This window comes from Crateriforma conspicua, from assembly GCF_007752935.1.
In the GTDB taxonomy this organism is placed as follows: domain Bacteria; phylum Planctomycetota; class Planctomycetia; order Pirellulales; family Pirellulaceae; genus Crateriforma; species Crateriforma conspicua.
In genome coordinates this window covers 5,698,442-5,711,750 of the sequence record NZ_CP036319.1, presented here as the reverse complement: position 1 = coordinate 5,711,750, position 13,309 = coordinate 5,698,442, and the positions used below count along the sequence as shown (strand labels likewise).

10 protein-coding genes are annotated in these 13,309 nt (G+C 55.7%); 7 read left to right on the top strand and 3 right to left on the bottom strand.

Features of this window, described 5'->3' with window-relative positions:
* Positions 1 to 85: 85 nt before the first annotated feature.
* Positions 86 to 2,326 carry an arylsulfatase gene (locus Mal65_RS20915; protein WP_390621983.1) on the top strand — a complete coding sequence of 747 codons (2,241 nt, stop codon included), beginning with the start codon at positions 86 to 88 and terminating at the stop codon, positions 2,324 to 2,326.
* Between the two features lie 83 nt (positions 2,327 to 2,409).
* On the opposite strand, the gene hcp is transcribed toward Mal65_RS20915, so the two are convergent.
* On the bottom strand, positions 2,410 to 3,705 hold the full coding sequence (hcp, locus tag Mal65_RS20910) for a hydroxylamine reductase (RefSeq protein ID WP_145305094.1): 1,296 nt from the start codon (positions 3,703 to 3,705) through the stop codon (positions 2,410 to 2,412).
* A 127-nt stretch (positions 3,706 to 3,832) separates the two neighbouring features.
* Here hcp and Mal65_RS20905 point away from each other — a divergent pair, with 127 nt between their 5' ends.
* On the top strand, positions 3,833 to 4,528 hold the full coding sequence (locus Mal65_RS20905) for a Crp/Fnr family transcriptional regulator (RefSeq protein WP_196784344.1): 696 nt from the start codon (positions 3,833 to 3,835) through the stop codon (positions 4,526 to 4,528).
* A 148-nt stretch (positions 4,529 to 4,676) separates the two neighbouring features.
* On the opposite strand, the gene Mal65_RS20900 is transcribed toward Mal65_RS20905, so the two are convergent.
* Together Mal65_RS20900 and nrfH are read right to left on the bottom strand one after the other, a co-directional pair.
* Positions 4,677 to 6,260: an ammonia-forming cytochrome c nitrite reductase subunit c552 gene (locus Mal65_RS20900; protein ID WP_145302114.1), complete on the bottom strand. Its 1,584-nt coding sequence runs from the start codon at positions 6,258 to 6,260 to the stop codon at positions 4,677 to 4,679.
* Positions 6,261 to 6,326: 66 nt separating this feature from the next.
* Positions 6,327 to 6,803, bottom strand: a complete 477-nt coding sequence (gene nrfH, locus Mal65_RS20895; protein WP_145302111.1) for a cytochrome c nitrite reductase small subunit — start codon at positions 6,801 to 6,803, stop codon at positions 6,327 to 6,329.
* A gap of 942 nt (positions 6,804 to 7,745) precedes the next feature.
* Here nrfH and Mal65_RS20890 point away from each other — a divergent pair.
* From Mal65_RS20890 to Mal65_RS20870, 5 genes are all read left to right on the top strand, one after another.
* Positions 7,746 to 9,173 (top strand): CmpA/NrtA family ABC transporter substrate-binding protein, encoded by a 1,428-nt coding sequence (locus tag Mal65_RS20890; RefSeq protein WP_145302108.1) that lies wholly within the window; start codon positions 7,746 to 7,748, stop codon positions 9,171 to 9,173.
* Positions 9,174 to 9,308: 135 nt separating this feature from the next.
* Positions 9,309 to 10,424: an ABC transporter permease gene (locus Mal65_RS20885; protein WP_145302105.1), complete on the top strand. Its 1,116-nt coding sequence runs from the start codon at positions 9,309 to 9,311 to the stop codon at positions 10,422 to 10,424.
* A gap of 99 nt (positions 10,425 to 10,523) precedes the next feature.
* Complete coding sequence (locus Mal65_RS20880) at positions 10,524 to 11,492, top strand: ABC transporter ATP-binding protein (protein WP_145305092.1); 969 nt, start codon at positions 10,524 to 10,526, stop codon at positions 11,490 to 11,492.
* Positions 11,493 to 11,506: 14 nt separating this feature from the next.
* A complete protein-coding gene (locus Mal65_RS20875) occupies positions 11,507 to 12,358 on the top strand; it encodes an ABC transporter ATP-binding protein (protein WP_145302102.1) in 852 nt (283 codons plus the stop codon).
* Between the two features lie 43 nt (positions 12,359 to 12,401).
* On the top strand, positions 12,402 to 13,295 hold the full coding sequence (locus Mal65_RS20870) for a GAF domain-containing protein (protein WP_145302098.1): 894 nt from the start codon (positions 12,402 to 12,404) through the stop codon (positions 13,293 to 13,295).
* Positions 13,296 to 13,309: the final 14 nt, after the last annotated feature.

Genomic DNA, 13,309 nt, shown 5'->3' with positions numbered 1-13,309 from the left:
CGCGTTTGTCGTTTTGCTGATTGGATGGTTGACTGCTGGCGAAAAGCGTCTGAAAGCAACGGATCCGGATCGCAGCAAGGTGCCGATGCGTTTGACTCCGTTTGAAGGAGAAATCGGCAAGACCTACAAAGACTCGGTGTCCGACTGGCAAGGGCCCGTTGCCGCACCAGAAGGAGCCCCCAATGTTTTGTTGATCCTGTTGGATGACGTGGGGTTTGGCCAGACTTCCACGTTCGGTGGATTGATTCCGACACCGAATTTGGACGAGTTGGCATCCGAGGGCATTAAATACAATCGATTCCACACGACGGCAATTTGTGGGCCTTCGCGTGCGGCATTGCTGACCGGACGGAATCACCACCAATGTGGAAACGGATTCTTGATGGAGTGGGCCACTGGGTTTCCCAATTATTCCACGATGCTGCCAAAGAATACGGCAACCATCGCGGAGGTCTTGAAGCACAACGGGTACAACACATGGTGGTATGGAAAAAACCACAACACGCCTGACTGGGAAACCACTGTTGCCGGTCCTTTTGATCGCTGGCCGACGGGGATGGGTTTTGAGTACTTCTATGGCTTCAATGCCGGGGAGACCCATCAGTATTACCCGGTCGTTTTTGAAAACACGGTGCCTGTCGAGCCAAACAAGACGCCCGACGACAGGTACCACTTCATGACCGATATGACCGACCGCGCAATCGCTCGGATGAAGCTTGCCAAGTCGGTTGCCCCGGAAAAGCCATTCTTCATGTATTTCGCTCCCGGTGCGATGCATGCACCCCATCACGTCACCGCGTCTTGGCGTGACCAATTCAAAGGCAAATTTGATATGGGGTGGGAGAAGTATCGCGACCAGGTGTTCCAAAACCAGTTGCGGATGGGAATCGTTCCCCAAGGAACACAGTTGACGCCACGTCCCGAGTGGGTGCCGGAATGGGAAAGCCTGAGTGAAGAACAGAAAAGCGTTTACTGTGCGTTGTTTGAGAATTTCGCTGGCTACTTTGCCTTTACGGATCACGAAATCGGACGGTTGTTGGATGCGGTGAAGGAGTTGCCCGACGCTGAAAATACCATGGTGATCTACATCGTTGGCGACAACGGAGCATCAGCCGAGGGTGGGCCCGACGGAACTTTGAACGAAATTCGCAACTTGAATGGGTTACCGACGGATCTGGACGAAGTCGCAAAACATCTGGATTTGTTGGGTGGCCCCGAGTCGGAGCCGCACTATCCCGTCGGCTGGGCATGGGCGGGCAACACCCCATTTCAGTGGGTCAAGCAAGTGGCGTCGCACTTGGGCGGAACCCGAAACCCGATGGTGGTCAGTTGGCCGGCGAAGATTCAGCCCGATGAACGTTCCCGCGATGCATTTCTGCATTTGGTGGATGTTGTCCCGACGATTCTGGAAGCCGCAAACGTCCCGATGCCAAAACAGGTCAATGGAATCACGCAGCTTCCATTGGCGGGTAAGTCATTCGTGGAAAGTTTTGACAATGCCAGCTATCAAGGCCGGCAAGAACAATATTTTGAGATTTTTACCAACCGGTCGATTTATGCCGACGGTTGGAAAGCCAATGCCCAGCACACCATCCCCTGGCGACAAGACTTGGCACCGGGGAACTGGGATCAAGACCGTTGGGAGCTTTACAACTTGGAATCAGACTTTTCGGAAGCAAATGATCTGGCGGCAAAGATGCCTCAGAAACTCGAAGAATTGCAAGAACTTTTTAATGCAGTCGCGGAACGGAACTCGGTTTATCCGTTTGATGATCGCGGTGCCGGTCGATTGGCCATTCCCAAGCCATCGGTTCCGGGCTGGGATCAAGAGTCAAAGACGTACATTTATTACGCAGGAGCCACCCGGATCGCTGAGCCAGCTGCTCCGCCCATGAAAAACCAAAGTTGGTCGTTGACGGCCAACATCGATGTCAATGAGTCGACGGCCGAAGGTGTGATCATGGGATTCGGTGGGGTTGCCGCCGGAATGGTGCTTTACTTGAAAGACGGTGTGCCGGTTTTTGACTACAACTTTTTTGAAGAGCACACGTTCATTCAAAGTGATAGTCCGGTTCCGAATGGGAAATCAGTGATCAGAGTAGATTTTGATTATGACGGCGGCGGTGCCGGGAAGGGGGCGACCGTCCGGCTTTCGGTCGGTGACCAAATGGTCGATTCAGCCGTCATGTCGGCGACCGTTGGGGGCCGTTTTGGGATCGACACGTTTGGAATCGGTGCTGATACCGGACAACCCGTGACCAAGGACTATCAGCCGCCATTCGAATTTGTCGGTTCGATCGACAAGGTCGTGATCGAGATTCGATAGCCACGTGATGGCGGCCCAACTGTCCCGCTTTGAAATCACCGCTTGATGTGTTCTCGGGGGCGGGTGCGGCATTCGTGGGCGAATCAAGCCAGGGATGCGGCACAGTCAGCTGCACCGTCGGGCCCGATCAGCTGCAGGTTGTAGGTGTCCTGCAATCGCTTCATGATATTGGGCGAGATGAATGCCGGCGCCGCAGGACCGATGCGGATGTTGGTGACCCCGAGCGACAGCAGCGTCAGCAAAACGGCGACCGCTTTCTGTTCGAACCAACTGAGGACAATCGTCAGCGGAAGATCGTTGACGGAGCAATCGAATGCGTCGGCCAAAGCCGATGCTACCGCGATCGCGCCGTATGCGTCATTGCATTGGCCCATGTCCATCAGGCGCGGAAGGCCCAGGTGGGTACCGTAATCAAAGCCATTGATCCGATACTTTCCGCATCCGAGGGTCAGGATAAAGCTATCGTGCGGCGTGGCTTGTGCAAAATCGCTGTAGTAGTTTCTGCCGGGTTCTGCGCCGTCGCACCCGCCAATGAGAAAGAAGTGACTGATCTTGCCCTCTTTACAGGCGGCGACAATCTCCGCGGCGCGATCCAACAGGACTTCACGATGAAATCCGATGGTGCTGGTGCTGACCCAGTTGTCATCACAGGGAACACATCGCAATGCCGATTCGATGACCGGACCATAGTCATCACCGTCGATACGAACACCCTCGGGGACGGCGGTGACGCGTGTGTGGAACAGACGGTCTTTGTAACTTTCACGTGGCAGTAGCAGGCAGTTCGTTGTGGCCAATACCGGTCCGGGGAATGCGGCGAACTCGGTCTTTTGTTTTTGCCAGGGGCCACCAAAATGCCCCGCCAAATTTGGGTGATCGCCAAGGACCGGATACATATGCGCCGGCAGCATTTCGCCGTGCGTGTAGACGTTGATGTTGGTGCCCTCGACCTGCTTCAACACATTCAGCAAGTCCAACATGTCGTGACCGGTCACCAAAATTCCCGGACCTTCGGCGGTGCCATGCTTCACCTCCGCGGGACGCGGGTGGCCAAACATTTCGACGTGTCCGCTGTCAAGCAGTTCCATGACGCGAAGGTTGATGGTCCCGCATTTCAGAACGAGTTCCAGAAGGCTGTCGACATCGAAGTTGACGTTCGTCACTGTTGAAAACAGTGCCTCTTCGATAAACTCGCTGACCGATTCATCCGTCTTTCCCAGGCGGCGTGCGTGGTGTGCGTAGGACGCCATGCCTTTGAGACCATATAGCAAGATCTCCTGCAGTGACTGAACATCCTCGTCTTTCCCGCACACGCCCGGGTGTTCGGCAATCATGCATCCACGCCCCTTGGAGGTTTGTTCGCATTGGTCGCACATCAGCGGCGGTCGGAATTCATTCATCGACATTGTTGGATTCCCGTGGAAGGGTGAATGGCATCAGGTTCCCAGCGGCCATTATGGAGCCCGCTTTGGATTTGTCCTTGACCAAGATCAAGGGGGCCACGCGATGAAAGAAGTTTCTGATCCGCGGCCTGTTCGTGATGTGTTGGCCGCGTGTGGTTTGTTTCAGGGGCTGGATGATCAACAGATGTCGTTGCTGTGCGACATGGGGCGTCGGTGCCGATATCGGGCCGGTGAAACTGTATTTCAACAACAAATGCCCTGCCCCGGCATCTTCGTTGTCGATCGGGGGTTGGTGCGTGTCTTTCGCAGCGGCCCGAACGGACAACAGCATGTGTTGCACCTTTGTGGCCCCAACCAAACGTTCGCCGAAGTCGCGGCCATCGGTGGTTTTCCATTACCAGCATCCGCATCAGCCGCCGAGCCGACCGAATGTGTATTGATTCCCACAGATCGGTTGCAAACGGAGTTGTTGTCCAATCACGCGTTGTGCCACCAATTGCTAACGGGGATGGCGTTTTGGGTGCGCCACTTTGTTCAGCTGGTGGAAGACATCGCCCTGCGTGACGCGATGTCGCGTGTGACCCGTTTGTTGTGTGACCTGCCTTGTGACGCGAACGGCAGGATCGCCCTGCCCGGGTCAAAGAAAGACATCGCCAACCACCTGAACTTGACCAGTGAAACGTTTTCACGCGTGTTGCGTCGTTTAATGGAAAAACAGGTGATTGAATCGGAGGGAAGTCGGACGATTCGCGTATTGGATGCGGATGCCTTGGGCGACATCAGCGATCATCGAGAGTAAGCGGCTGCCCGGTCGGCTGGTCCAGACGCAGTGCGGCTTGACCAACAGGGCTCGCCGGCGAGTGCGTTGGAATTGGGGGGGGGCACACGGTTTGCTGCGAAACCGTGATGTCCATAGAGGGCCGCAATACGTGGTCGATTGACCTGCCTCAGTTCGATTCCGCCAGGCTGGCCAAGCGGTCAGCTTCGTCGATCGTCTTGGCCACATCGGCCGGTGCCGACGGACCCATCAGCTTGTAGCACATGGCGATTGCTTGGCGACTGTAGTCGACCGATTCGGCCAGGATGCGGGCGGCTTCCTGGCGGGCGTGGAATCCTTTGCTGTTTTCGCTGGCGATGTAATCCAGCCGCCACATGGCCTTGCGTTGCAGGTCACGAACCGGTGCCAAGTCGTCGTCGGAAACGCCGGCTTCCTGCGCCGCTATGATCGCGTCCAGCATCTCGGTCATTGCTGCGGCAGCACGATCGATCAATTGTTCCGTTCGGTCTTGGATCACGGCCACGCGATCAACGATCTCTTGTTCGGGAATGTTGTGGCACGTCTGGCACGCTTTGTTGATGTTCAACATCGGGCTGCGGACCCAGTGGCTGCTGACCTTAGTCGCACCCTTCTTTTCGTAAGGCATGTGACAGTCGCTGCAACTGACACCGCTGCGGGCATGAATCCCTTGACTCCAAAGCTCAAACTCGGGGTGTTGTGCCTTATAAACCTTCGTTCCCGTTTCCTTGTGGACGTAGTCATAGAACTTTCCGCCGTCGGGAAATTCGGTGCTATCCCATTCGGCTTCCAGTTGTTCCATTTTCAGGCCGTTGCTCCACGGAAACGTCAGCGTCATCTTGTTGGCACAGTAGTACTCCACATGGCACTGGCCGCAGACAAACGATCGCATTTCCTGGCGGGTTGCCATGGTGTTTGGATCGTAGTTGCCTTTGCTGCCCTTGTCGCGCCATTCCTGGATGCTTGGCAGGTGCGGGACCGGAGCATCGCTTTTGGCCAATTTGTCGATCCCCAAGATGAATCCCGGGCGGGTCACTCGAATCGACATCGTTTCCGGGTCATGGCAGTCGATGCATGACACCGGGTGAGCGCCGCCCATGTGCGGATCGCCGTCTTCCGCTTTGGTGACACCGTCGGGCGTCTTGGTCAGTTCGGCGTGAACTTCTTCGTAGTTCTTTTGACTGACCGCTTGGAACCCAGCCAAAACCGCGTCCCATTGGTAGCCTTCGGTCATCGCTTCTTCAGTCGCTTCTTTGCCCATCGATTCCAAGCCGATTCGTCGGTACGTGGGAATGATCGATGCGTGGCAGTGAAGGCAAGCGCCGGCTTGTTGAACCTCGGTGACGCGTTTGGTGACCTCTTGGTCGGACAGCATGTGGGCATGGCCACGTGCTTCGCGATAGTCAATGCTGAACGCATATCCGGCGAACAACCGCTTCAGCCAAGGATGCTTTTCCAGCTTGCTGGGCGGCAACGCGTGGTTGCCACCAAAGTCGGTGTAATCGTCGTTCACCGTCTTTAAGTAATCTTCGTATTGCTGGGGGAAATTCAGGCCCCAGGGTTTAGGGTCGGTGCTGACCTCGGTGACTTCGGCCACCTTCACGAATGGATTTCGAGCTTCTTGTTTCCGCTCGAAAATGTTCACCAATAATGCGACCACGCCGAACGTGACCGCAGCCACGATCGCGGTTAATAGGGCCAGCCAGCCGAAACTGCGTTGGGTGTTCGATGACATGGTGATGCTGGATTCGTGAAGGGATGAAGAAAGAACAGTGGATGGCAAATTGCTTCGGTCGGCGGATCAGCGACCCGCGTGGCCGACGTCGGCATGGCAGTGGACACAAGACTGCATGTCGCGGCCGGCGGCGTCGGGCAACATGCTGTGTACGACCGATTCGTGACAGTGGACGCAGGTGCCTTGTGTGACACGGCGATTGCGGGGTTTGATTCGGATCGGATCTTTGAATCCACCCGTTGTGAACGCGAGCGAGTGAAAGAACCCGTTGTCAGCTTTGGTGACCCATTTGCCGATGGGGTGATGTGGCAAGTGACAATCGTTGCAAACCGCGACGTGGTGGTGGCTGCTTTGTTGCCATGAATCCATGTGACCCTGCATCACGTGGCAGTTGACACACGTTTTGGGATCGTTGCTCAGATAGCTGGCTCCCTTGCCGTAGCCGAAGGTGAATGTTCCAACGCCGGCAAGAAGTCCCAGACAGCCTGCGAACAGATAGGCGCCGGGCCCAAACAGCCGCTTGCGCGAAGGCTTAGCTGTCATGGGGTCGTCTGGTGAATCGGAGTCCGACGATGTTCCATCTTGATCGGATTGCATTACCGCTGTCTCCCGCCCCGTTCGGCAATGGCGACCTGGAAATGGGCTGCAAAACGATTGGTACGCCCAAGGTCGGTCGCTGGTCTACGCAGAGTCTATCGAATCGGCCGGCTGGATTCCATCAGTCACCGAGGCCGTGCTTGATCTAAGTCAAGTTTCGTGATGATCGGCGGCCAGTTTACGCCTGAATACCTTGGTTTTGCGAGCAACGCGATCCGTCGCGAATCCAAGTCGTTGTGGCTCGCCAATGTCTTTGCGTGTCAGGGATCGGACAGAAGGCTTGACCAGCCGCACGCGATCGCAACCGCGACCTGGGCCGATTGAGTCTGCAACAACCGGCGCTGCAACAACCGGCGCTGCAACGACGGGCCGCGAGTGCGCGGTCCAGCGTCTGGATTGCGTTGGGGATCCCAACACGCGGGCACGGGTGGAAGGGGGGGCGTGGATCTCTCCGATGTGATTGCCTGCAGCAGCAATCTGTGCATCGGTATGCTCATTGTCCGCGGGTGAAAAAAACACAGCGTGCCTGTGAATTGGGCCGGGGTGCTTAGGCACTGCGCACGCAGAGGCCCCCGTGAAACTTTTGAGAAACGGTTTCGGCGTGGCACTACGGTTGTCTTCGGCCACCTTGTGTCGATTTAGCGATCGCCGTCGCCGCCTTCGCTCGAGAAATCGGAAGACCGCGACGTTCTGGCGCACTGCCTGCGATGTCAGCAAGTCACGTTTCGGTCTCGGGCGCCTCGTTGCACCGGAGGCATTTCCGGTTTCTGGGGCGACGGCATCAATTTCAAGGCACAAGAGTTGTTAAGCAATATCAAGGGTCAGTTAGAAGAGTTAGGTCGCTGGTGTACGGCAAAGCGGTGGCGCACAGCGACCGTCGGGAGGGGCATGACGCAGGCCGGTGTCGCGTTAACGGTCTTGGCGTTGTCCGGGTGTGCACCCGATAGCGTCACATTGGAAGATTTGGAGGCTGCCGCGGCAAAGGTCGATCTGGGCGATTTGGATGCCGAGCAGTTGCTGCAAGAAAGTTCGACAAAGCTGGATTTGGAAAAGACCGACCTAAAGTTCGGCTTCATCAAGTTGACCGATTGCGCGCCGCTGGTGATTGCTAAGGAGAAAGGCTATTTCGCCGACGAGGGATTGAATGTCGAAATTGAAGCCCAGTCGAACTGGAAGGTTCTGCTGGATCGGGTGATTGACGGGCAGTTGGACGGAGCTCACATGCTGGCCGGCCAGCCAATTGGCGCGACGATTGGTTTCGGTACGAAAGCCGACATCATCACCGCTTATAGTTTGGACTATAACGGAAACGGCATCACGGTCAGCAATGAGATTTGGGCCAAGATGCAGGAGAACGATCCGAAGTTGGCTGTCGACCAACCGGAGCACCCCATCACGGCAGATTCGCTGAAGCCGATCGTTGAAGAATACAAGCAGGCCGGCAAAGACTTTCAAATGGGGATGGTCTTTCCGGTCAGTACCCACAATTATGAAATACGATACTGGTTGGCTTCATCCGGAATTCATCCGGGCATGTACACCGCCCAAGATATCACGGGGGTGCAGGACGCCGATGTGTTGCTTTCGGTTACCCCGCCGCCGCAAATGCCGGCAACTTTGGAAGCCGGCACGATTTTAGGCTACTGCGTGGGGGAACCCTGGAATCAGCAGGCGGTTGTCAAGGAAATTGGTGTTCCCGTCACCACCAACTATGACATCTGGAAAAACAATCCAGAAAAGGTGTTCGGGGTGACGCAACAATGGGATCAGCAGCATCCCAACACACACGTCGCCGTTGTCAAGGCATTGATGCGAGCGGGCAAATGGCTGGATGCCGTTGATGAGGACGGCGTCTTTCTGAACCGCCAAGAAGCCTGCGAGATCTTAAGCCGAAAAGACTACGTCGGTGCAGACGCTGATGTGATCGACAACAGCATGACGGGAACGTTCGTGTTTCAAAAAACGGACGTTCGGCCCATGCCTGACTTCAACGTCTTCTTCAAGCACAACGCGACTTTTCCGCACTACAGCGATTGCGTTTGGTTTCTGACGCAAATGCGTCGCTGGGGTCAGATCACCGAATCAAAGTCGGCTGAGTGGTATGACGAAATGGCGAAGAAAATCTATCGGCCTGACATTTATCGTCAGGCGGCAGATTTGCTGATCAGTGAAGGAAAGCTGGATCCCAAGGAAATCCCGGCGCCGGGCTATGACGGATATCGCCCAGCGTCCACCGATTTTATTGATGGGAAATCCTACGACGGCAAAGACCCGCTCGGATATTTGGCTGGCTTTGAGATCGGTCACAAAGAATAGCGTGTTCGGTTGCGATTTTTGACGGGCACGCGTTGTTCGTCGTCACGGAAGTCTGGTGCCGCAAGGATCGCGGCTGATCAAAAAGCGACGATGGTCGCATTCGATGACCACCTTTCAACAGATAAGAAGATAGTGATGAATTGGCGCGGAAACGCATTGCGATTTTGCAACGTTGCGGGGTTGCCCGTGTTGGAACCGTTCGTTCGGCTTGCGGCCGGCGAAGATCCGAAAGAGCAGATGGCGGGGATTGCCAAGTTCATTCTGCTTCCCATCGTGACCGTCGGCATCTTTTTGGGGCTCTGGTCGTTGGCAGCGAAAACCATCGTCACCGGAAGTGCCAAATTGCCCGGTCCGGCGGCAACATGGAACGCCGGCGTGGAATTGTTTGAAATGCATCAGACGCAGAAGGCCGCCGATGCCGAGATGCGTCAGGAAAAGCTGAACCAAGCGGTGGTGGCGATGGCCAAGGCACGCTTGATGGACGAGGCTGCGGCAAAGTCCAGCGGTGAAGAAGCGGAGAAGTACCTGGCGTCTGCCACGACGTTTCGTCAGGAGGCCGTTCGAGCGGCCAATTATGTACCCTCCAGTGCACCAACTTTTGTGGATCAAATCCTTACCAGCCTGAAGACCGTGTTTTTCGGCTTTGCCATCGCAACCTTGATCGCGGTTCCGCTGGGTGTGTTGTGTGGTATGAGTCCCTGGTTCAATGCGGCCATGAACCCGTTCATACAGGTTTTCAAGCCGGTCAGCCCGCTGGCTTGGCTACCCTTGGCGGGGCTGGTCATTATCTGGGCGTATTCGGGTTCGACAGCGGGAGAGACGTTTTTCGAGAAGGCGTTCTTGATTTCTGCGGTGACGGTTTCCTTGTGTTCGCTGTGGCCCACGCTGGTGAACACCACCCTTGGGGTCGCAAGCGTTGATAAGGATTACATGAACGTTGCGAAGGTGTTGAAGCTTTCGTGGTCACAGCAATTGTTCAAGATCATCCTCCCGGCCAGTCTGCCGTTGATGTTCGCCGGGCTTCGTATCAGCCTGGGTGTTGGTTGGATGGTGCTGATCGCCGCCGACATGTTGGCCCAAAACCCTGGTTTGGGGAAATTCGTTTGGGATGAATTTCAAAATGGCAGCAGCCAAACGTATGCACGAATCGCGTTCAGCGTGATCATCATCGGCGTGATCGGGCTGGTCCTGGATCGCATCATGATCTGTCTGCGAAACATGGTCAGCTTTGGGAATCCTTCCCCGGCATGATGCCTTGTGCGCAACCGCTATCCGTTTTATTTGAAGATTTCCAGTGGCAATCACACCTTTCATCCGCGTCGCTTTGCTAGATGGCTGGACGGAGAACGTATGAGTATTGCAACCAGTTCGGAGATTACGGCCGATCACTTGGCTGTCATTCCGAAGTCCGTCGAGACGCAGCCTCCGGCACCCGCGCCGATCATGGCGGTGCGGAATGTCAGCAAAGGCTACGGAAGTGGCGCGACACGCGTTGGTGTGTTGAACGGGATCAATCTGAACTTGCGGGAAGGCGAGTTTCTGGCTGTCGTGGGTTTCTCCGGTAGCGGAAAGACCACTCTTGCGCAATTATTGGCAGGGCTGGTCAAGCCGGATTCCGGCGAGATCACGATGGATGGCGAACCGGTCACTGGCCCGGGGCCGGAACGGGGGTTGGTGTTCCAAAATTATTCGTTGCTTCCTTGGTTAACGGTACGTGGGAACATCGCGCTTTCGGTCGACCGTGTCTTTCAGTCTTGGTCCAAGACGCAACGCCGCGAGCACGTCGATCGATTTGTTGAATTGGTGGGCTTGACACACGCAATTCATCGGCGGCCGCATGAGTTGTCCGGTGGGATGCGACAACGCGTTTCGCTCGCACGGACATTGGCCATGAAACCAAAGGTTCTGTTGCTAGACGAACCGCTGTCGGCGTTGGATGCACTGACACGAAGCGTCATGCAGGATGAGATTTTGAAGATCTGGCAGGAGGAGAAACAGACCTGTCTGATGATTACCAATGATGTGGATGAAGCAATCTTGGTGGCCGACCGGATCGTACCACTGAATCCGGGGCCTAATGCCGGCTTGGGACCGGCGTTCACCGTTGGCTTGGAGCGGCCCCGAGATAAGACCGAGCTAAATCACAACGAGCGGTTCAAGCACCTGCGAAACGCAGTGACCAACTATTTGGTCGCCGTACGGCAAAGGGCACGATCCCGAGAAACGCAGAAAGGCGGCGCTGTGGAGATTCAGCGTCCCGACATCCAACCGGTGGATCTGACGTTGCCTCGAAAAGCAATACTGAATTCACCCATCTGAAAAGGCGGTCACCGATGAATGAATTTGTAGAGATTTTCAATCTCGGAAAAACATATGATACGACCAATGGGCCGGCGGTCATCGTCGAGCAATTCAACCTAAAGATGGCTCAGGGTGAATACGTTTGTGTCCTGGGGCACAGTGGATGCGGCAAGAGCACCGTTTTGACGATGGTGGCAGGCTTGAACTCGATCACCACCGGAGGTGTGGTGATCGCCAATCGTGAAATCGATGGCCCCGGTCCCGACCGTGGGGTGGTATTTCAATCACCTTGCTTGATGCCGTGGATGACCGCGATTGATAACGTTTTGTTGGGAGTGGATCAGGTCTACCCCCATGCGAAAAAGAGTGAACGCCACGACATTGCTGCGTACTACCTGTCTCTGGTCGGCCTGGGAAGCTCGTTGCACAGTCGCGCGGCGGATCTAAGTCAGGGCATGCAGCAGCGGGTCGGGATCGCACGAGCGTTTGCGCTCCGTCCAAAGATGCTGTTGTTGGACGAACCATTTGGCATGCTGGATTCGCTGACGCGGATGGAGTTGCAAGAAATTTTGTTGGAGATCTTGGTCAAGGATCAGGTGACCACGATGATGATCACGCATGATGTCGACGAGGCATTATTCATGAGTGATCGCGTAGTGATGATGACCAACGGGCCGCGGGCACGTGTCGGTAAGATCTTTGAAGTTCCCTTTGATCGTCCCCGAGTGCGTACTGAGGTGCTGGAGCATCCTGATTACTACGACTTGCGTGGCGACATGATCGGATTCTTGGAAGAACAGGATCATAAGAAATTGGTGGCCGATGCTGCCAAGCGAGAGCACGCTAAAGCGTCGGAAGAACAGCAGATGGCGTCGGTGGGATGATGCACCGATTCGTCAGTCGTGAGAGAAATGGGGGAGACACCCGATGAACCAAGTCGCAACCTTGTCGTTGCCGCCACACAGCTTTCTAACCGACGCTGTGGTGGCGAACGTCTCGGCTGAGGGTGTTTGTACCTTTGGCGACCTGAAACTAGATGCTGCCGCGGCCAAGTGCATTGCCGATCGCAATGCATTGGTGGTCAAACAGCCGTCGGACTTGCCCGACGCTGTCGCGTCAGCGGTCTTCATCCCCGTTTTTGTGGAACAACGCATCACGTCGCTGGTGATGCTGACATCCCGCGATCAGATGCCTGCAGATTCGGTTGTTCCCGAACCCGTCGGTGTGTTTGAAGTTTGGCAGCCCGTGGGGCCGTACGAAGAAGTGGCGCTGTCAGGCGGTTACTACGGAAGAATGGAACGATTTGAAAATGTCAGTTCATTCGTACGTTTCGAACGCGGTACCGGTTTGCCTGGTCAAGTCTGGGAAAAGCTGACTGCGGTGATTCACGATGATCTGGGAAATCACCCGGGGTTCCTGCGGGCCGCTGGCGCATCCGCCGACCTGCTGCAAACCGCGGTCGGCATACCGGTGGTGGATCAGGATTTCATTTCCAGTGTCGTGTTGATCAGTTCCCATCGGTCGCCGATCTTTCGTGGCGTCGAAGTATGGCAAGCGGCGTCCGACGGATTTGACTTATTAGGTGGTGCATACGCTGAGTTTCCTGATTCCATGACGCTGAATCGTCCAGTGCGTATTGCGAATGATGAAGGATGGCCCAAGTTGTTGTCCGATGCGAAGGCGGCGGTGTCTAGTTTGGACGTTGGAACGATCTATCCGGGGCGTGAAGCGGGGGCCAGTGAAACGCTTCCGGATTCTGCAATCGCGATCCCTCGGTTTGACGGACAAACGCTTCACAGTTTCATCGTTTTGATGTTTTAGGTTTGCCGTCCGCC